This window comes from Rhodosalinus halophilus (assembly GCF_003298775.1).
GTDB lineage: Bacteria > Pseudomonadota > Alphaproteobacteria > Rhodobacterales > Rhodobacteraceae > Rhodosalinus > Rhodosalinus halophilus.
Map to the genome: position 1 here is coordinate 382,928 of NZ_QNTQ01000006.1, position 17,624 is coordinate 400,551.

The following is a 17,624-nucleotide window of genomic DNA, read 5'->3' on the forward strand; positions in this document are numbered from 1 at the left end:
CAGGCCGGCGACCGCATTGCGAGGGGTGAGTGGGAGCCCCAGGGCGGATCTCCGGTCAAGATACTAGAATAGGAGCTCCGCCCAGTGGCACAAGAGCGACATGGATCGTCCGCGTGCGTGACCGGCCTCTCAGTGCTCATTGCGCTCGGCGCGAATGCACCGTTCCGGGGGGAGCCGCCAGATACGACGCTGCGTCACGCGCTCGCTGCTCTGGCCGAGGAGGGCGCGGCGCCGCAAGCGGTCAGCCGCTTCTACCGCACCCCTGCCTTTCCGCCCGGGGCGGGGCCGGAATTCGTGAACGCGGCGGCGTCGCTCGCCTGGGCGGGCGGGCCGGCGGAGATACTCGCGCTGCTGCATCGGGTCGAGCGCCGCTTCGGCCGGGAACGGCCGGTGCGCTGGGGGCCGCGCACGCTCGACCTGGATCTGCTGGCATTTGGCGATGCGGTGCTGCCGGACCGCGCGACCTTCGAGGCCTGGGCCGCGCTCCCGGCGGATCGCCAGCGTCGGGAGGCGCCCGAGGAACTGATCCTGCCGCACCCGCGGCTGCATGAACGTCCCTTCGTGCTGATCCCGCTGGCGGATATCGCGCCCGACTGGCGCCATCCGGTGTTCGGGCGCAGCGTCTCGGAGATGGTGGCGTCGCTGCCCGCGCAGATGCGTTCGGACGTCACGCCATTGTGAGAGGGCGCTTGCGGTTTCGTCGCCGAGGCGTTACCTAGCAGTTTTCCGGATTACCCGTCTCTGCAGGACTGGAGTGCCCAATGGCCCGCGTTACCGTCGAGGATTGCGTCGACAAGGTTCCCAACCGTTTCGAGCTGGTGATGCTCGCCGCGCACCGCGCGCGCGAAATCTCCGCCGGCAGCCCGCTCACCGTCGACCGCGACAACGACAAGAATCCTGTCGTCGCCCTGCGCGAGATCGCCGAGGAAACGCAGCAGGCCAATGACCTGCGCGAGCGCCTGATCGAATCCAACCAGACCCAGATCGAGGTGGACGAGCCCGAAGAGGACTCCATGGCGCTTCTCATGGGCGGCGAGCCGGACAAGCCGGCCGAGGACGAGATGCCCGACGAGACGCTTCTGCGCCAGTTGATGGAGGCGCAGGGCGAGCGGTGACGGCGCGCTCGCCCCTGCGTGCAGCATGACGGCGCTGGCGGCCGAGGCGCTCGGCGCAGAGGATCTCGTCGCGCTCGTGCGGCGCTACAATCCGCGATCGAACGGCCGGCTGATCGCGGAGGCGTTCGATTACGGGCGCGCCATGCACGAGGGCCAGTTCCGCCACTCGGGCGAGCCCTACTTCACGCATCCGGTGGCCGTCGCCGAGATCCTGGCCGGCCAGCAGCTCGATGACGCGACGATCGTCACCGCCCTGCTGCACGACACCATCGAGGACACCAAGTCCACCTATGCAGAGATCGAGCGCCGCTTCGGCACCGAGATCGCGGTGCTGGTTGACGGGGTGACGAAGCTCACCAACCTGCAGCTCTCCTCGACCGAGACGCAGCAGGCCGAGAACTTCCGCAAGCTCTTCATCGCCATGTCCCGGGACGTGCGCGTGATCCTCGTGAAGCTTGCGGACCGGCTGCACAACATGCGCACCATCAAGGCCATGCGCCCCGAGAAGCAGGGCAAGAAGGCGCGCGAGACGATGGAGATCTACGCGCCGCTGGCGGGGCGCATGGGCATGCAGTGGATGCGCGAGGAGCTGGAGGATCTGGCCTTCCGCGTGCTCAATCCCGAGGGCCGCGCCAGCATCATCCGCCGGTTCATCACGCTGCAGAAGGAGGCGGGCGACGTCATCCCGCGGATCACCGGGGACATGCGGCTCGAGCTGGAGAAGGCCGGGATTGCCGCCGAGGTCTTCGGCCGCGCGAAGAAGCCCTATTCGATCTGGCGCAAGATGCAGGAAAAGCAGCTGACGTTCTCGCGGCTTTCCGACATCTACGGCTTCCGCGTCATTGTGCCGAGCGAGATGGACTGCTACCGCGCGCTCGGCGCGATCCATCAGCGCTGGCGCGCGGTGCCGGGCCGGTTCAAGGACTACATCAGCCAGCCGAAGTCGAACGGATATCGCTCGATCCACACCACGGTGTCGGGCCGCGACGGCAAGCGCGTCGAGGTGCAGATCCGCACGCGCGCGATGCACGACGTGGCCGAGACCGGCGTCGCGGCGCACTGGTCCTACCGTGACGGGGTGCGCGCCGAGAATCCCTTCGCCGTCGATCCGACGAAATGGATCGCGCAACTCACCGAGCAGTTCGACTCCGAGGAGGACCACGAGAGCTTCCTCGAGGCGGTGAAGCTCGAAATGTATTCCGACCAGGTCTTCTGCTTCACGCCGAAGGGCGACGTGGTCAAGCTCCCGCGCGGGGCCACGCCCATCGACTTCGCCTTCGCCATCCACACGCGGATCGGCTCGGGCTGCGTGGGCGCGAAGATCGACGGGCTCCGCGTGCCGCTCTGGACGCGGATCAAGAACGGCCAGTCGGTCGAGATCATCACCGCCGAGGGCCAGGTGCCGCAGCCCACCTGGCTCGACATCGCGATCACCGGCAAGGCGAAGGCCGCGATCCGGCGCTCATTGCGCGAGCAGGATCGCGCGCGCTTCATCCGGCTTGGGCGCGAGCTTGCGCGCGCGGCCTTCGAGAACGTCGGCAAGAAGGCGACCGACAAGGCGCTCGACACCGCGGCGAAACGGCTGCGGCTGCGCGAGCGCGACGAGGTTCTGGCGCGGATGGGCTCGGCGGAGCTCACCGCGCGCGACGTGGTGCAGGCGGTCTATCCCGACCTCGCCCCGCGCGAGACCGGCGAGATCGACAGCGGCCGCGCCGTCATCGGCCTCGCGCCCGGTCAGAGCTTCGAGCGGGCCCCCTGCTGTCAGCCGCTGCCCGGCGAGCGCATCGTCGGCATCACCTGGCGGGGCCGCGGCGTTGTGGTGCACGCCATCGACTGCGAGGCGCTCGCGGCCTTCGAGGATCAGCCCGCGCGCTGGCTCGATCTGCACTGGTCCACTGGGACGCACCCGCCGGTCTACGCTGTCACGCTCGACGTCACGATCGGCAACGACGCGGGCGTGCTGGGACGTGTTTGCACATTGATCGGCGAGCAGAAGGCCAATATCTCCAACCTCGAGTTCGTGGACCGGAAGCCCGACTTCTATCGTTTGCTCATCGGCGTCGATCTGCGCGACGCCGAGCATCTGCATTCGGTCGTGTCGGCGCTCGAGGCCGAGAGCGACGTGGCGGCGGTGGACCGCTTCCGCGACCCCTCGGCCGCCGGCCCGCCGGAGGCGCGCGCCAGCTAGAGGGGAGCTGCACCCTTGGTCTTCAAACGCCGCGACCGGCGCCCGTGGTGGCGCATCATGGCCGAGGCGCTCTGGCCTCGGGGCGGCTGGCGCCGTGCCTTTCTCTACGTGCAGCACCGCCTCAACCGGCTGCCCGGCTCGCCCGAGCGCATCGGGCGCGGCATCTGGGCGGGCGTCTTCGTGACCTTCACGCCCTATTACGGGCTGCACTTCCTCATGTCGGCCGCGCTAGCCTGGGCGATGCGCGGCAACGTCATCGCGGCGCTGCTCGCCACCTTCTTCGGCAATCCGCTGACCTATGTTCCGATCGCGGCCATCTCGCTCAAGACAGGGCATCTGCTGCTCGGCACCGAGTTCGAGGAGGGGGCCGGCAGCTCGCTCTGGGACAAGTTCGCCAGCGCGGGCTCGGATCTGAACCGCAACCTGTGGGCGCTCGTCACCGGCGAGCCGCAGGACTGGAGCGATCTTCTCCTGTTCTGGGACGAGGTGCTCTGGCCATACACCGTGGGCGGCATCATTCCCGGACTCGTCGCCGCGACGATCATCTATGTGATCAGCGTTCCGGTGATCCGCGCCTATCAGAAGCGCCGCGCCGCGAAGATCCGCCGCAAGATCGACGAGAAGCTCCACAAGATGCGCGCACAGCGCACGCCCGGGGCTGACGCCGGGCAGCGGACGGAGTAAGCCTCGGCCCGGACAGGCGAAAGGATCCATCCCATGCCGCACCCGAAGCTGCGCCTCGGCGTGAACATCGACCATGTGGCGACCGTCAGGAACGCCCGCGGCGGCGCCTACCCGGACCCGCTGCGCGCCGCGAAACTCGCCGAGGAGGCGGGCGCCGACGGCATCACGGCGCATCTGCGCGAGGACCGGCGCCACATCTCGGACGCCGACATCGAGGGGCTGACGGAAATCCTCACCGTGCCGCTCAACTTCGAGATGGCGGCGACGGAGGAAATGCAGGCGATCGCGCTCCGCCACCGCCCGCACGCGGTCTGCATCGTGCCCGAGAAGCGCGAGGAACGCACCACCGAAGGCGGGCTCGAGGTGGCGCAGGACGAGAACCGGCTCGCGGATTTCATCGCGCCGCTGCGCGAGGCGGGCTGCCGCGTGTCGATCTTCATCGCCGCCGACCGCCGCCAGATCGAGTCGGCCCACCGCATCGGGGCCGAGGTGATCGAACTGCATACCGGCGCCTATTGCGACGCCCATGCCGAGGGCCGGACCGAAGACCGCGACGCGGAACTGGCGCGGCTGACCGAGATGGCCACCTTCGCGCAGGGACTCGGGCTCGAGGTGCACGCGGGCCACGGGCTGACCTATGACAGCGTCGGCCCCATCGCCGCGCTGCCCGAGGTGCGCGAGCTCAACATCGGCCATTTCCTGATCGGCGAGGCGATCTTCCGCGGCCTCGGCCCTGCGATCGAGGAGATGCGGCGGATCATGGACGCGGCGCGCGCCGGCGACTGACATGGACGACACCGCGCCCACTCCCGCGCCGATTTTGCTGCGGCGCCGGGCCGTCGCGCTGGTCGCGGTGCTCGCCGCACTACTGGCGATCTGGCAGCTCGAGTCCGCGCGATCCGGCGTGGAGATCGAAAGCTTCCGCGTGGGCGAGACCCCCGTGACCCGCTACGCCGAACCCGGCGCCGACGGACCGCTCGTGGTGGTGGCGCACGGCTTCGCAGGCTCGCGGCAGATGATGCAGGCCTATTCCCTCGCCCTCGCGCAGGCGGGCTACGTCGCCTGGGCCTTCGACTTCGAGGGGCACGGCCGCAACCCGGTGCCGATGTCGGGCGACGTGGACAGCATCGACGGCACCACGCAACTTCTGATCGACCAGACGCTGTCGGTGGTCGAGTCGGGCCTGTCGCGCGAGGCATGGGAGGGCGAGGTCGCCCTGCTGGGGCACTCGATGGCAACCGACATCATCATCCGCACCGCGCTGCGCGACGGCCGCGTCGGCCCGGTGGTGGCAATCTCGCCCTTCAGCCAGGCGGTGACGGCAGAGGCGCCGGAGCGGCTCCTGATGATCACCGGCGAATGGGAGCCCGGATTGCGCGACTTCGCACTGCGCGCGCTGCGGATGGTCGATTCGGACGCGGACGAGGGCGAGACGGCGCGCGCGGGCGAGGTGGTGCGCCGCGCGGTGGTGGCGCCGCTGGCCGAACATGTCGCGGTGCTCTACTCGAAACCGGGGCGCGCAGAGGCGGTGGCCTGGCTCGACGCCGCCTACGACCGGGAGAGCGCCGTGTCCGTCCCGCGCACGGGTCCGTGGTTCCTGGTGCTCTTCGTGGCGGTCGTCGCGCTCGCCTGGCCGCTGTCGCACCTCTTGCCCGCGCGGCGGGTGGAGCGGGAGCCGCTCGCGCTTGGTCCATTCTTATTGCTGCTGTTGGTGCCTGCAGTGATGAGCCCATATATCGCGACTGCTTTCAGCCCTGAAATACTGCCAGTACTGGTCGCGGACTACCTCGCGCTGCATTTGCTTCTCTACGGAGTGGTGCAACTCTCGGGTCTTGCGCGCTACGGCGTGCCGCTGGGCCGCGTCTCGCCGCTCGCGGGCGGCGCGCTGATCCTCTGGGGGCTCGTGGTCTTCGGCTTCCTGCTCGACCGCTACGGCGCCAACTTCTGGCCCACGGCGGAGCGCGGCTGGATCATCCTCGCCCTCGCTGTCGGCGCGGTGCCCTTCATGCTGGCCGACGCGCTCATCACCATGGGCGGGCGCGCGCCCTTCTGGCAGCGGATCGCGGCGCGCGTCGCCTTCTTCGCCTCGCTCGGCCTCGCCGTGGCGCTCGATTTCGAGGGGCTGTTCTTCCTGCTGCTGATCGCGCCCGTGATCTTGCTCTTCTACCTGCTTTACGGCCTCATGGGGCGCTGGGCCGCCCGCGCGGGCGGGGCGGCCGGGCCCGGCCTCGCCCTGGGCCTGATCCTCGCCTGGGCGCTGGGCGTGAGCTTTCCGCTGTTTGCGGGGTAGGGGCCATGATCCTCGGCATCGGCACCGATCTCGCCAACATCGAGCGCATCGAGCGGACGCTGGAGCGCTACGGCGACCGCTTCCGCAACCGCGTCTTCACCGAGGCGGAGCAGAAGAAGGCCGAGCGGCGGCGCGATACCGCCGGCACCTACGCCAAGCGCTGGGCCGCGAAGGAGGCATGCTCCAAGGCGCTGGGCACCGGGCTGCGCATGGGCATCGCCTGGAAGGACATGCATGTGACGAACATGCGCACCGGGCAGCCGGTGATGCATGTGACGGGCTGGGCCGCGCGGCGGCTCGCCGAACTCACGCCCGAGGGGCACGAGGCGGTGATCCATGTCACGCTGACCGACGATCATCCCTGGGCGCAGGCCTTCGTCGTGATCGAGGCGCGGCCCGCAGCGGCCGGAAAGGCTGGACAAGGCGGCTGAGGCGGGGACACTCCTGTGGCGACACCGCGGGAGAGACCGACATGGCCGAAACCTCCAACCGTCTGCTGCGCGCGCTTGGCAATCTCGGGCTGGCGCTGCTCAACGCCACGCTGGTCCTTGTCGCGCTCTGCCTCTTTCTCGCCTGGCGCGTGCTCGCCTCCGCGAGCGACGTGACCGAGCGCTTCGAGAGCGCGCTGACCGGCACGGCAGAGCGGATCGCGCCGGTTGCGGCCGAACTCGGCGCGCTCAACGAAGAGCTGGGCGGGCTGCGGGCGGAGATCGCCGCGCTGCGCGCCGGGGCCGGCGATCGCGGCGGCGGGGCGCTGACGGCCCGGCTGGACGCGCTCGAGCTTCGGCTGGCGCCGCTCGACGCGGGCGCCGCGCGCCTCTCCGAGATCACGAACGCTGCGCGCGAGGCTCCCGGCGTGGTGCTCGACCGCGCGGTGGATCGGGCCGTTGCCGCCGCGGGGGCCGAGACGACGGCGGCGATCGCCCGGCTGCGCGGCTGCGTGCCGCCGGAGGCGTGACGCAGCGGCGCTCTGCTTGACACCCCCTGCGCCTCCGCTCATGTAGCCCGCGACCACGAGGGGCGGGGAGCGCAGGCATGGCCGAAGAGAAGAGCTGGGGCGGCTCGATCGTCGAGACGCTGAAGACGATCGTCTATGCGCTGCTGATCGCCGGCGTCTTCCGCACGCTCTTCTTCCAGCCTTTCTGGATTCCATCGGGGTCGATGAAGGACACGCTGCTGATCGGCGACTTCCTCTTCGTCAACAAGATGTCCTACGGCTACTCCTACGCCTCCTGCCCCTCGGTCCGCATTCCCGCGGTCGGGCTCGACATCGACGCCGAGGATCTCTGCGGCTGGCTCCAGCGCGGAGACGGCCGGCTCTTCGGCGGCGAGCCGCAGCGGGGCGATGTGGCCGTCTTCCGCCATCCGGTCACGGGGCGCGATTTCATCAAGCGGATCGTGGGGCTGCCCGGCGACCGCATCCAGATGCGCGAGGGCAGGCTGCACATCAACGGCACGGCCGTCGAACTCGACCCCGCCGGCACCTTCGAGGAGATCATGGCGCCCCAGGGGCCGCAGGGCATCCGCCCGCGCTGCGCCAACGCGCCCGTGGGCACCGGCGCGATCTGCATCAAGGAAAAGTTCGAGGAGACCCTCCCCAATGGCGAGACGCACTCGATCCTGAACATCGGGCGGCAGGCCTCGGACGACACGCCCGTCTATACGGTGCCCGAGGGACACTACTTCATGATGGGCGACAACCGCGACAACTCCTCCGACAGTCGCGTGCCGCAGCAGATCGGCGGCGTGGGCTTCGTGCCCTATACCGATCTCATCGGCCGGGCGGACCGGGTGATGTTCTCCTCCGCGGGACGCAGCATGCTGTTCTTCTGGACATGGCGCGGCGACCGATTCTTCGAGAAGATCGAGTGAAGCTCTCGGCCGATTTGCGCGCCTTCGAGGGCCGGATCGGGCATCGTTTCACCCGGCCCGCGCTGTTGGTGCAGGCGGTCACGCACGGCTCCTTCGCCGCGGTCGGGCGCGCGGACAACCAGCGGCTGGAATTCCTCGGCGACCGCGTGCTGGGTCTCGTCATGGCCGAGGCGCTTCTGGCGGCAGATCCGGCAGCCACCGAGGGCCAGCTCGCGCCGCGGTTCAACGCCCTGGTGCGCAAGGAGACCTGCGCCGAGGTCGCGCGCGAGGCGGGGCTGGGCGAGGTGCTCAAGCTCGGGCGGTCCGAGATGATCTCGGGCGGCCGCCGCAAGCAGGCGCTGCTGGGCGACGCGATGGAGGCGGTGATCGCGGCGGTTTATCTCGACGCGGGCTACCAGCCGGCGCGCGACATGGTGCTCCGCCTCTGGGGCGAGCGGATCGGGCGCGTGGCCGAAGACGCACGCGACGCCAAGACCGCGCTGCAGGAATGGGCGCAGAGTCGCGGCATGCCGCCGCCCAGCTACGAGGAAGTCGCGCGCGAGGGCCCGGACCATGCGCCCCGCTTCACCATCGAGGCGCGGCTTTCGGACGGCCGCAGCGCCCGCGCCGAGGCGGGGTCGAAGCGGCTGGCGGAGCATGCCGCGGCGAAGGCGCTGCTGGCCGAAGTGGAGAGCGGGACATGAGCGACACGGCGACCCGGGCGGGCTTCGTCGCCCTGATCGGAGAGCCCAACGCGGGCAAATCCACGCTCACCAACCGCATGGTGGGCGCGAAAGTCTCGATCGTCACGCACAAGGTGCAGACCACCCGCGCGCGGATCCGGGGCGTCGCCATCGAGGGCGAGGCGCAGATTATCTTCGTGGACACCCCCGGCCTCTTCCGTCCGCGCCGCAGGCTCGACCGGGCAATGGTCGCCGCGGCCTGGGGCGGTGCGGCGGATGCCGATGTCGTCGTGCTGCTCGTAGAGGCGCATCGCGGCATCACGCCGGGCGTCGAGGAGATCCTCGAGCGCCTGCCCGAGATCGCGCAGGGACGGATCGTGGCGCTCGCCATCAACAAGATCGACCGTGTGAAAGCCGAAGCGCTGCTGGAACTGTCGAAGGCGCTCAACGACCGCTTCGACTTCGCCCGCACCTTCATGATCTCCGCCGAGAAGGGGCACGGCGTCGAGGATCTGCGCCGCTGGCTGGCGTCCGTCCTGCCCGAGGGGCCCTGGCTCTACCCCGAGGACCAGATCGCCGATCTGCCGCTGCGCATGATCGCCGCGGAAATGACCCGCGAGAAGGCGACGCTGCGCCTGCACCAGGAGCTGCCCTATCAGCTCACCGTCGAGACGGAGAGTTGGGAGGAGCGCAAGGACGGCTCGGCGCGCATCGACCAGGTGATCTACGTCGCCCGAGAGGGCCACAAGGGTATTGTGCTGGGACACCGCGGCGAGACCGTCAAGGCGATTTCCAAGGCCGCGCGCGAAGAGCTCGAGGAGTTCCTCGGCCGCAAGGTCCACCTCTTCGTGCAGGTCAAGGTCCGCGAAGGCTGGATGGACGAAGCTGAGCGCTACCGGCAAATGGGCCTCGACTTCTCCGACGGCAGCTAGCGTTCGGCGAGCCAGCGCCAGACGACCCAGCCCGCGACGGCCAGCAGCACCAGGTTGCCGAGCGGCAGAAGCAGGATCCATGCCCCGCGCAAGGCGCCGGCGGCGGCCGCGAGGTTGGCGGCGGGCCCGAGCGCGATGGCGAGCTTTGCGACGAGCGGCAGGACCGGCATCGCGGGGAGAATAGGCCCGCACCCCGTTCCGGCAAGGCAGCTGCTCTGGCCCCCGGGCCGCGAGGCCGCTAAGGACGTGCCGGAGCGAAGGGAAACGGCATGGCGCGGCTGACGGCGGAGTTCTGGGTGAAGGCCTATCTCGCGCGGCTGCGGGCCGAGGGGATCCCGGCCTTCGTCACGGCGCATGGCGACGATCAGGCCGGCGCGGTGATGGTCAAGCTCAACACCCTCGACGGACAGGCCCGCGCCTTCGCGCGGCGCTGGGATCTCGAGACCGGCGCGCGGCGCTGGGAGCTGCTGGAAGAGGGGGCCGACGCCGAGGTCGATGCCGCGCTCGCCCGTCAGCGGCGAATGGATCCCGATCTCTGGGTGATCGAGGTCGAGGATCGCGCCGGGCGCCACCTTCTCGATGCGCCCGGCCTCTCCGACTAGGGAAGGGTGCCCCGCGCGCTCCGGCGCTCTTGCCGGCCGGACGGCCGCGCGGGATACTGCACGCCATGATCGAGTGGCGAGACAGCGGCCTTCTGCTCTCTGCGCGGCGGCATGGCGAATCGAGCGCCATCGTGGAGGTCTTCACCGAGACGCAGGGGCGGCATGCCGGCGTCGTGCGCGGCGGCGCGTCGCGCCGCATGGCCCCGGTGCTGCAACCCGGCGCACAGCTCGACGTGACATGGCGCGCCCGCCTGGCCGAGCACATCGGCGCCTTCACCGTCGAGCCGCTGCGCGCACGCGCCGCGCTCGCCATGGGCGACGCGCGCGCGCTGGCGGGCCTGCAGTCGGTGACGGCGCTGCTCGCCTTCTGCCTGCCCGAACGGGCGCCTCATGCCGCACTCTACCGCCGCTCCGTCGCGCTCCTCGATCTGCTCCCCGAGCGGGAGCTCTGGCCGCTCGGCTATCTGCAATGGGAACTCGCGCTGCTCGCCGAGATGGGCTTCGGCCTCGACCTTTCGGCCTGCGCGGTGACCGGCGCGACCGGGGATCTGGCCTTCGTGTCGCCGCGCAGCGGGCGCGCGGTGTCGCGCGCGGGCGCGGGCGACTGGGCCGACCGGCTGCTGCCCCTGCCGCCCTGTCTGCTGGGCGAGGGCGAGGCGCAGGATGCCGAGGTCGCGCTCGCGCTCGGGACCACGGGCCATTTCCTGCACCACCACCTCGCCCCGCACCTGGGCGATCGCCCGGTGCCGGAGGCCCGCCGCCGCTTCGTGGAACTGCTCGCGCGGAGGGCGGCATGACCGCGCGGGCGGGCGAGGAGGCGCTTGGCTTCGATCCGGGCGATCGGTCCTTTGCCGGCGTGGCGGCGATCGGGCGCATCCGCTCCGCCTGGCGGGCCGGCGACTGCCCGCGCAACCTGCGCCAGGCGCGCGAGCGCGGCGGCGGCCACGCGCGGCTGGAGATCGACGCGCCCTATCGCCCCGGCCTCGCCGGCTTGGCGGAAGGCCAGTGGATCTGGCTGCTGGCCTGGTATGGTGACCGTCGGCGCGACCTGATCGTGCAGGCGCCGGCCCACGCCGAGGGCCCGCGCGGCACCTTCGCCCTGCGCTCGCCCGTGCGCCCGAACCCGGTGGCGCTGCAACTGGTGCGGATCACGACGCTCGACGCGGAGACCGGCCGCCTCGAGATCGACGCCACCGACGCCTTCGACGGCACGCCGCTGCTCGACATCAAGCCGTGGCTCGACACGGTCGACCGCCCGCCAGGGCCCTGACCACGCCGCGATCATTCCTGGTGTCCCGAGTACTCCTGCCTCAGGCGTGATCCTTCCGAATCACGGGTTTCCCCAAGGGAGCCCAGCCGGTCGTGATGCTGGCCCGGAGGCAGTCGATCAGGGTCTCACGGCCGCGCGCGCGACGATGTCCTGCGTATCGACCAGAGCTCGCCCGAACCCTGGCGGACGCGGCTGGACGCCGGCCGCGAGGCCCGGGGCCGAGCTTTGGCGACACCTGCGTGCCGCAGGTTTTCGAGACAGCTTCCGGACACGACGACGGGTGCGGTGATCGAGCGGGTCATCGCGTCCTTCGGCGCCGATGCCCCGCGCACGCTCGCGGTGACCTGCAATCGCGTGCCCGAGGGCGATCTTGGCGACAGCCCTGCCGCCTAAGAGTGCGACATCGTGGTCGTCGGCATCCACGGCATCCTGGGTTCGCCGCACGCCGAGGTCGCGGAGACCGTCGCCGAGACTCGCGCGGCCTCCGTCGTCCTCGCGGTGGGACTGAGCTACGAGACGCCCCGCGAGACGCTCGACATCTTCGTCGAACGCCTGCGCGAGATCCTTCTGGATCAGCCTCGGATCTACCCGGAGGATCTCTACGTGGGGCTGAGGGGTTTCGGCGCCTCGTCCATCGACATCGAGCTCATGTTCCATCTTCGGGTCTGCTCCTACGGCTCGCAGATCGAGGCGCAGCACGCGGTCGTCATCGACATCATCGCATTGGCCGATGAGCTGGGCGTCGAGTTCGCGTTGCCGAAGCGCACCGTGCAGGTGTCCTCCCCCGCTAACCTGATCGCGCCCGTGGCCGACGGGGCGGAGGCCGCGGCGAGCTGACCGGCGTTACGGCCCGGGTGCTTGCCTCGCGTGAAGCCGAACGATACCGGGCGCGGCCGGCCGGCATGCACCCAGCGGCCACGATAGGCTTCCGACGCATGCCGCCGGAGGTGGCCAGCGCCAGGCCTCGCCCGGGCGCGACGCAGGCTTTCCTCAGCCCAGCAGGCGGCGCGCGATCACCTGCGCCTGGATCTCGGCCGCGCCCTCGAAGATGTTGAGGATGCGCGCGTCGCAGAGGATGCGGCTGATCGCGTATTCCAGCGCGAAACCGTTGCCGCCGTGGACCTGCAACCCGTTGTCGGCGCAGGCCCAGGCGACGCGCGCGCCCAAGAGCTTCGCCATGCCGGCCTCGAGGTCGCAGCGCCGGCCCTCGTCCTTCTCGAAGGCCGAGAAATAGGTGAGCTGGCGGGCGACCATGATCTCGACCGCCATCATGGCGAGCTTGCCCGAGACGCGCGGGAAGGCGATCAGCGGCTTGCCGAACTGCTTGCGGTCCTGCGCATAGCGCATCGCGACATCGAGCGCGGACTGCGCGACGCCCACCGCGCGCGCCGCGGTCTGGATGCGGGCGCTTTCGAAGGTGGCCATCAGCTGCTTGAAGCCCTGCCCCTCCTGCCCGCCGAGCAGGTTCTCGCCCTTCACCTTGAAGTCGTCGAAGCCCAGCTCGTATTCCTTCATGCCGCGGTATCCCAGCACCTCGATCTCGCCGCCGGTGATGCCGTCGTCGGGGAAGGGGTGCTCGTCCGTGCCGGGCGTCTTTTCAGCGAGGAACATGCTCAGCCCGCGGTAGTCCGTGGTCTGCGGATCGGTGCGGGCGAGCAGCGTCATCACATGGGTGCGGGCCGCGTGGGTGATCCAGGTCTTGTTGCCGGTCACGCGGTAGTCGCCGCTGTCGTCCTTGACCGCGCGGGTGCGCAGCGCGCCCAGGTCGGAGCCGGTATTGGGCTCGGTGAAGACCGCCGTCGGCAGCACCTCGGCGCTGGCGATGCCGGGCAGCCATTTCTCCTTCTGCGCATCGGTGCCGCCGCCGATGATCAGCTCGGCCGCGATCTCGGACCGGGTGCCGAGCGAGCCCACGCCGATGTAGCCGCGCGAGAGCTCCTCCGAGACCACGCACATGGACGCCTTCGACAGTCCGAGCCCGCCGTATTCCTCGGGGATGGTCAGGCCGAAGACGCCCATCTCGGCCAGTTCCCCGATGATCTCCATCGGGATCAGCTCGTCGTTCAGGTGCCACTCGTGGGCATGGGGCTCGACCTTGTCCACCACGAAGCGGCGGAATTGCTCGCGGATCATCTCGAGCTCATCGTCGAGGCCGCTGGCGCCCACGGTGATCTCGGCCGCGCGCTCCTGCATCAGCTCGACAAGGCGGGTGCGCGCCGCTTGCGTGTTGCCCTGCTGGGTCAGGGTCATCACCTCGGGCGCCATCAGGCCGCGCATGTCCTCCTGGGACAGCCCGATGTCCTGCAGGCGCAGGATCTCACCTTGGCTCATCGGGATGCCGCCGTAGATCTGCCAGAGGTATTCGCCGAAGGCGATCTGCAGGATCAGCTGCTCGACCTCGCCGAACCTGCCCTCGCTTTCGAGCTTCTCGGCCCAGGCCTGCATCTGGCGCAGCGCCTCGACGTAAGTGGCGAGCCAGGCAAGACCGTGCGCCGCGGTCTGGTTCGCCTCGACGAGGCGCCCCGAGACGCGACCGTCCTCTGTGACCTCGGCGCGCAGGCGCCCCTTGGCGGTGTCGAGGATCGCCTCCGCCGGCGCGACGGCTGCGCCGGTCAGACGCAGCAGATCCGGAAGCACGGCCGCCTGCGCGGCGCTCAGGTCCTGTCCGTCGTGAGCCATCGATTCACATCCCTCCTGCAATCCCCGCTGCCTTAGTCCTTTCGCAGTTGCAGCGCAACGAAAATACCCCAACCTGCGACGTTCGGACCGATTGTTGCGCGCCGCATTTCCCTGCTGCGGACCTCCCCGGCCGGTGCTAAGGGCCGGAGCATGGGCTTTCCAGACTTGCTTTCAATGGTCGACATAGCGCTTGCGATCCTCGTGGCGAGCTTCGCAGGCGTGGTGAAGGGCATGGTGGGTTTCGCCATGCCGATGATCCTGATCTCGGGGCTGGGCAGCTTTCTCGCGCCGGAACTCGCGCTCGCGGGCCTGATGCTGCCGACGCTCGCGACCAACGCCTGGCAGGGGATGCGCGACGGGCTGCGCGCGGCGCTGGCCAGCCTCGCACGGTTCAAGCTCTTTCTGGGCGTGGGCGCGCTCTGTCTCTTCGCCTCGGCGCAGCTGGTGGGGGTGCTGCCGGCCGCGGTGCTGCTGACGGTGATCGGCGTGCCGCTGGTGTTCTTCGCCGTCTGGCAGCTTCTGGGCCGGCCGCTCACGCTGTCGGAGGCGAGCCGCCGGATCGAGGTTGCGATGGCCGTTCTGGCGGGCTCTCTGGGCGGGCTGTCGGGAGTCTGGGGGCCCCCTGTCGTGGCCTATCTGACAGCGCTGGACACGCCCAAGGCCGAACAGATGCGGATCCAGGGCGTGCTCTATCTGCTGGGGTCGGTCGCGCTCGTGATCGCGCATACCGGATCGGGCGTCGTGACGCGCCACAGCATGGCCTTCTCGGCCGTGCTCGTGCCTGCGGCGCTGGCCGGGATGTGGCTGGGCTACCGTCTGCAGGACCGGATCGACCAGGCTGCCTTCCGCCGGGCCACGCTGGTGGTGCTGTTGCTGGCGGGCTTGAACCTGATCCGCCGCGGCGTTCTGGGCTAGTAGTGGATCGCCATGCGATGGCCCCGGCTGTCGCGCTCGGGCGGATCGGGCAGGGTGCGATGCGCGCCGCGCGCGATGCGGAGGACGGACCAGGCGGCGGCGCAGGCATCCAGCAGGTCGTCGGCATTCCAGCGCCGCGCCTTGCGCCCCAGCGACGCGCCCAGCTCGTCGAGGTCGAAGCCGATGCGCGAAAGCGCCTGATGCCGCGCGCGGCGTCCCGCGGGCGACTTCTTGGGCGCGAGCGTCCGTCCGGCGAGCGCCGCAAAAGAGATCTCGGGGTGCACCTCCCAGATCCGGTCGACGTGGCGCGTGGCGCCGAGATCGTCGAGCGCCGCGATCCGGTCGCAGATGTTGAAGCACTGCTTCGAAAGGCGCCGTCCCTGCGGAAACGCGGCGCGGATTGCGGGATACCCGCCGCCCGCGCGGAGCACGTCCAGATGCGCGCGGCTCGGCGCGGCGAAGACGCGCGACCCGGGGGCACGGTTGCCCTCCAGGTTCCGTTCGGCCAGAAAGGCGCGCGCGGCGAGGTCTGCGGAGCGCGCCTGTCCCGGCGTCTCCATCAGGCCGATCGGCATGTCGATGCCGATCAGCGCGGCCTCCGCCTCGAGGAGGGCCGGGAGATCCGGGACTATCGCGGCCCGGGCCGCGCGCGGCCCAAGCCCGCCGACCAGCACGGCGAGCCAGCCGCCAGGGCAGCCGTCCACCCCGGCGATCGTGGCCGTCACCCGATCGCCGCCGCCTTCACGTCGTCGTCGATGTAGGGCACGTATTGCTCGAAGTTCTCGGCGAACATGCCCACCAGCTTGCGGGCCTGCGCGTCATAGGCCTCGGGGTCGTCCCAGGTGCGGCGCGGGTCGAGCAGCACTTCCGCGACCCCCGGCACGGCGACCGGAACCTCGAAGCCGAAGTTCGGATCCTTGCGGAACTGCGCGTCGGCGAGCGAGCCGTCGAGGGCGGCGCTCAGCAGGGCACGGGTGGCCTTGATCGGCATCCGCGAGCCGGTGCCGTAGGCGCCGCCGGTCCAGCCGGTGTTGACCAGCCAGCAGGTGGCGCCATGCCGCGCGATCTTCTCGCGCAGGAGGTTGCCGTAGACTTCGGGGCGCCGCGGCATGAAGGGCGCGCCGAAGCAGGTCGAGAAGGTGGGCTGCGGCTCGGTCACGCCGCGCTCGGTGCCGGCAACCTTGGCGGTGAAGCCCGACAGGAAGTGATACATCGCCTGCGCCGGACTCAGCCGCGCGATCGGCGGCAGCACCCCGAAGGCGTCGCAGGTCAGCATGATCACGTTCTTCGGATGCCCGCCGAGCGCGGTCTCGGAGGCGTTCGAGATATACTCCAGCGGGTAGGCGCACCGCGTGTTGGCGGTGAGCGAGTCGTCCTCGAAATCGAGCGCGAGCGTCTCCTCGTCGTAGACCATGTTCTCGATCACCGTGCCGAACTTGCGCGTGGTGGCGTAGATCTCTGGCTCTGCCTCGGGGTCGAGATTGATCGTCTTGGCGTAGCAGCCGCCCTCGAAGTTGAAGGTGCCGCGGTCGGACCAGCCGTGCTCGTCGTCGCCGATCAGGACGCGCGCGGGATCGGCCGAGAGCGTCGTCTTGCCGGTGCCCGAGAGCCCGAAGAACACGGCGGTGTCCACCGGGTTGCCGGGCGCGTGGTTGGCCGAGCAGTGCATCGGCATGATACCCTTCTCGGGCAGGATGTAGTTGAGCAGGGTGAAGACCGACTTCTTGTTCTCGCCCGCGTACTCCGTGCCGCCGATCAGGATCGTCTTCCGGGCGAAGTTCATCGCGATGACGGTGTCCGACCGGCAGTCGTGACGCGCGGGGTCGGCCCGGAAGGACGGGACATTGATGACCGTGAAATCTGCGGTGAAGCGGTCGAGCGCCGCGCGCTCGGGACGGCGCAGCAGGTGCCTTATGAAGAGGCCGTGCCAGGCAAGCTCGGTGACCACGCGCACGTCGATCGAGTAGGCCGGATCGGCGCCCGCCACCAGGTCCTGCACGAAGACGTCGCGCCCGCGCAGGTGATCGAGCATGTCGGCGTAGAGCGCATCGAAGCCCTCGGGCGACATCTCGGCGTTGTTGTCCCACCAGATGTGCTCGGCCACGTCCGGCGTGTTGACCACATGCTTGTCCCTGGGCGAACGGCCGGTGAACTTGCCGGTGCTCACGAGGAAGGTGCCCCCCAGGCCCAGCCGGCCCTCGCCGCGCTTGAGCGCGGCTTCGATCAGCGCGGGCTCGATCAGGTTGTAGTGAACCTCTCCCAAACCCTCGATCCCCTGATGTTCGAGCCGGAACTCGGGGTTCACCCGTCCGATGGTCATGGTGCCTTGCTCCTCTGGCCGCTCTGGCGCCGCCTCTGTCCGTCCTGCAGCTGACCCTGGCGGCACGCTCGGGGCCTGAACGGCCGCGCGCCTGC

20 protein-coding genes are annotated in these 17,624 nt (G+C 70.0%); 16 read left to right on the plus strand and 4 right to left on the minus strand.

What is annotated here, in order from left to right; genetic code table 11:
* Positions 1-117: 117 nt before the first annotated feature.
* From folK to era, 11 genes are all read left to right on the plus strand, one after another.
* Positions 118-681 (plus strand): 2-amino-4-hydroxy-6-hydroxymethyldihydropteridine diphosphokinase, encoded by a 564-nt coding sequence (gene folK / locus DRV85_RS08450; RefSeq protein ID WP_113289005.1) that lies wholly within the window; start codon positions 118-120, stop codon positions 679-681.
* Positions 682-761: 80 nt separating this feature from the next.
* Complete coding sequence (gene rpoZ, locus DRV85_RS08455) at positions 762-1,115, plus strand: DNA-directed RNA polymerase subunit omega (RefSeq protein WP_113289006.1); 354 nt, start codon at positions 762-764, stop codon at positions 1,113-1,115.
* Positions 1,116-1,140: 25 nt separating this feature from the next.
* The gene (locus tag DRV85_RS08460) at positions 1,141-3,303 is read left to right on the plus strand and encodes a RelA/SpoT family protein (protein WP_113289007.1); all 2,163 of its coding nucleotides are present in this window, start codon (positions 1,141-1,143) and stop codon (positions 3,301-3,303) included.
* A gap of 15 nt (positions 3,304-3,318) precedes the next feature.
* Positions 3,319-3,987: a DUF2062 domain-containing protein gene (locus DRV85_RS08465; protein WP_113289008.1), complete on the plus strand. Its 669-nt coding sequence runs from the start codon at positions 3,319-3,321 to the stop codon at positions 3,985-3,987.
* Between the two features lie 33 nt (positions 3,988-4,020).
* Positions 4,021-4,773, plus strand: coding sequence for a pyridoxine 5'-phosphate synthase (locus DRV85_RS08470; RefSeq protein WP_113289009.1), 753 nt, complete (start codon positions 4,021-4,023; stop codon positions 4,771-4,773).
* Between the two features lies 1 nt (position 4,774).
* Complete coding sequence (locus DRV85_RS08475) at positions 4,775-6,277, plus strand: alpha/beta hydrolase (RefSeq protein ID WP_113289010.1); 1,503 nt, start codon at positions 4,775-4,777, stop codon at positions 6,275-6,277.
* A 5-nt stretch (positions 6,278-6,282) separates the two neighbouring features.
* Positions 6,283-6,708, plus strand: a complete 426-nt coding sequence (acpS, locus tag DRV85_RS08480) for a holo-ACP synthase (RefSeq protein WP_113289011.1) — start codon at positions 6,283-6,285, stop codon at positions 6,706-6,708.
* A 41-nt stretch (positions 6,709-6,749) separates the two neighbouring features.
* Positions 6,750-7,235: a hypothetical protein gene (locus DRV85_RS08485; protein WP_113289012.1), complete on the plus strand. Its 486-nt coding sequence runs from the start codon at positions 6,750-6,752 to the stop codon at positions 7,233-7,235.
* A 77-nt stretch (positions 7,236-7,312) separates the two neighbouring features.
* On the plus strand, positions 7,313-8,149 hold the full coding sequence (gene lepB, locus DRV85_RS08490) for a signal peptidase I (RefSeq protein WP_113289013.1): 837 nt from the start codon (positions 7,313-7,315) through the stop codon (positions 8,147-8,149).
* A complete protein-coding gene (gene rnc, locus DRV85_RS08495; protein WP_113289014.1) occupies positions 8,146-8,832 on the plus strand; it encodes a ribonuclease III in 687 nt (228 codons plus the stop codon). Before lepB ends, rnc begins: the two co-directional genes overlap by 4 nt.
* Positions 8,829-9,743, plus strand: coding sequence for a GTPase Era (era, locus tag DRV85_RS08500; RefSeq protein ID WP_113289015.1), 915 nt, complete (start codon positions 8,829-8,831; stop codon positions 9,741-9,743). Before rnc ends, era begins: the two co-directional genes overlap by 4 nt.
* Here era and DRV85_RS19145 read toward each other — a convergent pair.
* Entirely contained in the window at positions 9,740-9,913 is a 174-nt protein-coding gene (locus DRV85_RS19145) for a hypothetical protein (RefSeq protein WP_158540127.1), read from the minus strand. The two genes, era and DRV85_RS19145, sit on opposite strands and share 4 nt — an antisense overlap.
* Positions 9,914-10,012: 99 nt before the next feature.
* Between DRV85_RS19145 and DRV85_RS08505 the strand changes: the two genes are divergently transcribed.
* The 4 genes from DRV85_RS08505 (at position 10,013) to DRV85_RS08520 (ending at position 12,452) form a co-directional block, all read left to right on the plus strand.
* Complete coding sequence (locus DRV85_RS08505) at positions 10,013-10,345, plus strand: DUF1491 family protein (protein WP_113289016.1); 333 nt, start codon at positions 10,013-10,015, stop codon at positions 10,343-10,345.
* Positions 10,346-10,413: 68 nt separating this feature from the next.
* Positions 10,414-11,142 (plus strand): DNA repair protein RecO, encoded by a 729-nt coding sequence (gene recO, locus DRV85_RS08510; RefSeq protein ID WP_113289214.1) that lies wholly within the window; start codon positions 10,414-10,416, stop codon positions 11,140-11,142.
* Positions 11,139-11,615 (plus strand): TrmO family methyltransferase domain-containing protein, encoded by a 477-nt coding sequence (locus DRV85_RS08515; protein ID WP_113289017.1) that lies wholly within the window; start codon positions 11,139-11,141, stop codon positions 11,613-11,615. Before recO ends, DRV85_RS08515 begins: the two co-directional genes overlap by 4 nt.
* 405 nt (positions 11,616-12,020) lie before the next feature.
* Complete coding sequence (locus DRV85_RS08520) at positions 12,021-12,452, plus strand: mechanosensitive ion channel (protein WP_158540128.1); 432 nt, start codon at positions 12,021-12,023, stop codon at positions 12,450-12,452.
* Positions 12,453-12,605: 153 nt separating this feature from the next.
* Here DRV85_RS08520 and DRV85_RS08525 read toward each other — a convergent pair whose 3' ends face one another.
* Positions 12,606-14,294 carry an acyl-CoA dehydrogenase family protein gene (locus tag DRV85_RS08525; protein WP_113289019.1) on the minus strand — a complete coding sequence of 563 codons (1,689 nt, stop codon included), beginning with the start codon at positions 14,292-14,294 and terminating at the stop codon, positions 12,606-12,608.
* A gap of 174 nt (positions 14,295-14,468) precedes the next feature.
* Between DRV85_RS08525 and DRV85_RS08530 the strand changes: the two genes are divergently transcribed.
* Positions 14,469-15,209, plus strand: a complete 741-nt coding sequence (locus DRV85_RS08530) for a sulfite exporter TauE/SafE family protein (protein WP_233495443.1) — start codon at positions 14,469-14,471, stop codon at positions 15,207-15,209.
* Here the strand turns inward: DRV85_RS08530 and DRV85_RS08535 are convergent.
* Positions 15,206-15,934 carry a DUF429 domain-containing protein gene (locus tag DRV85_RS08535; protein ID WP_158540129.1) on the minus strand — a complete coding sequence of 243 codons (729 nt, stop codon included), beginning with the start codon at positions 15,932-15,934 and terminating at the stop codon, positions 15,206-15,208. The genes DRV85_RS08530 and DRV85_RS08535 overlap by 4 nt on opposite strands.
* Positions 15,931-17,529 (minus strand): phosphoenolpyruvate carboxykinase, encoded by a 1,599-nt coding sequence (locus DRV85_RS08540; RefSeq protein WP_113289022.1) that lies wholly within the window; start codon positions 17,527-17,529, stop codon positions 15,931-15,933. The genes DRV85_RS08535 and DRV85_RS08540 overlap by 4 nt, the downstream gene beginning before the upstream one ends.
* Positions 17,530-17,624 lie beyond the last annotated feature (95 nt).

Excerpts from the sequence above, each read along its gene's own strand:
- rpoZ (WP_113289006.1), top strand. The coding sequence starts at position 762 with ATGGCCCGCGTTACCGTCGAGGATTGCGTCGACAAGGTTCCCAACCGT.
- DRV85_RS08460 (WP_113289007.1), top strand. The coding sequence starts at position 1,141 with ATGACGGCGCTGGCGGCCGAGGCGCTCGGCGCAGAGGATCTCGTCGCG.
- DRV85_RS08470 (WP_113289009.1), top strand. The coding sequence starts at position 4,021 with ATGCCGCACCCGAAGCTGCGCCTCGGCGTGAACATCGACCATGTGGCG.
- DRV85_RS08475 (WP_113289010.1), top strand. The coding sequence starts at position 4,775 with ATGGACGACACCGCGCCCACTCCCGCGCCGATTTTGCTGCGGCGCCGG.
- acpS (WP_113289011.1), top strand. The coding sequence starts at position 6,283 with ATGATCCTCGGCATCGGCACCGATCTCGCCAACATCGAGCGCATCGAG.
- DRV85_RS08485 (WP_113289012.1), top strand. The coding sequence starts at position 6,750 with ATGGCCGAAACCTCCAACCGTCTGCTGCGCGCGCTTGGCAATCTCGGG.
- lepB (WP_113289013.1), top strand. The coding sequence starts at position 7,313 with ATGGCCGAAGAGAAGAGCTGGGGCGGCTCGATCGTCGAGACGCTGAAG.
- era (WP_113289015.1), top strand. The coding sequence starts at position 8,829 with ATGAGCGACACGGCGACCCGGGCGGGCTTCGTCGCCCTGATCGGAGAG.
- DRV85_RS19145 (WP_158540127.1), bottom strand. The coding sequence starts at position 9,913 with ATGCCGGTCCTGCCGCTCGTCGCAAAGCTCGCCATCGCGCTCGGGCCC.
- DRV85_RS08505 (WP_113289016.1), top strand. The coding sequence starts at position 10,013 with ATGGCGCGGCTGACGGCGGAGTTCTGGGTGAAGGCCTATCTCGCGCGG.
- DRV85_RS08515 (WP_113289017.1), top strand. The coding sequence starts at position 11,139 with ATGACCGCGCGGGCGGGCGAGGAGGCGCTTGGCTTCGATCCGGGCGAT.
- DRV85_RS08525 (WP_113289019.1), bottom strand. The coding sequence starts at position 14,294 with ATGGCTCACGACGGACAGGACCTGAGCGCCGCGCAGGCGGCCGTGCTT.
- DRV85_RS08530 (WP_233495443.1), top strand. The coding sequence starts at position 14,469 with ATGGTCGACATAGCGCTTGCGATCCTCGTGGCGAGCTTCGCAGGCGTG.
- DRV85_RS08540 (WP_113289022.1), bottom strand. The coding sequence starts at position 17,529 with ATGACCATCGGACGGGTGAACCCCGAGTTCCGGCTCGAACATCAGGGG.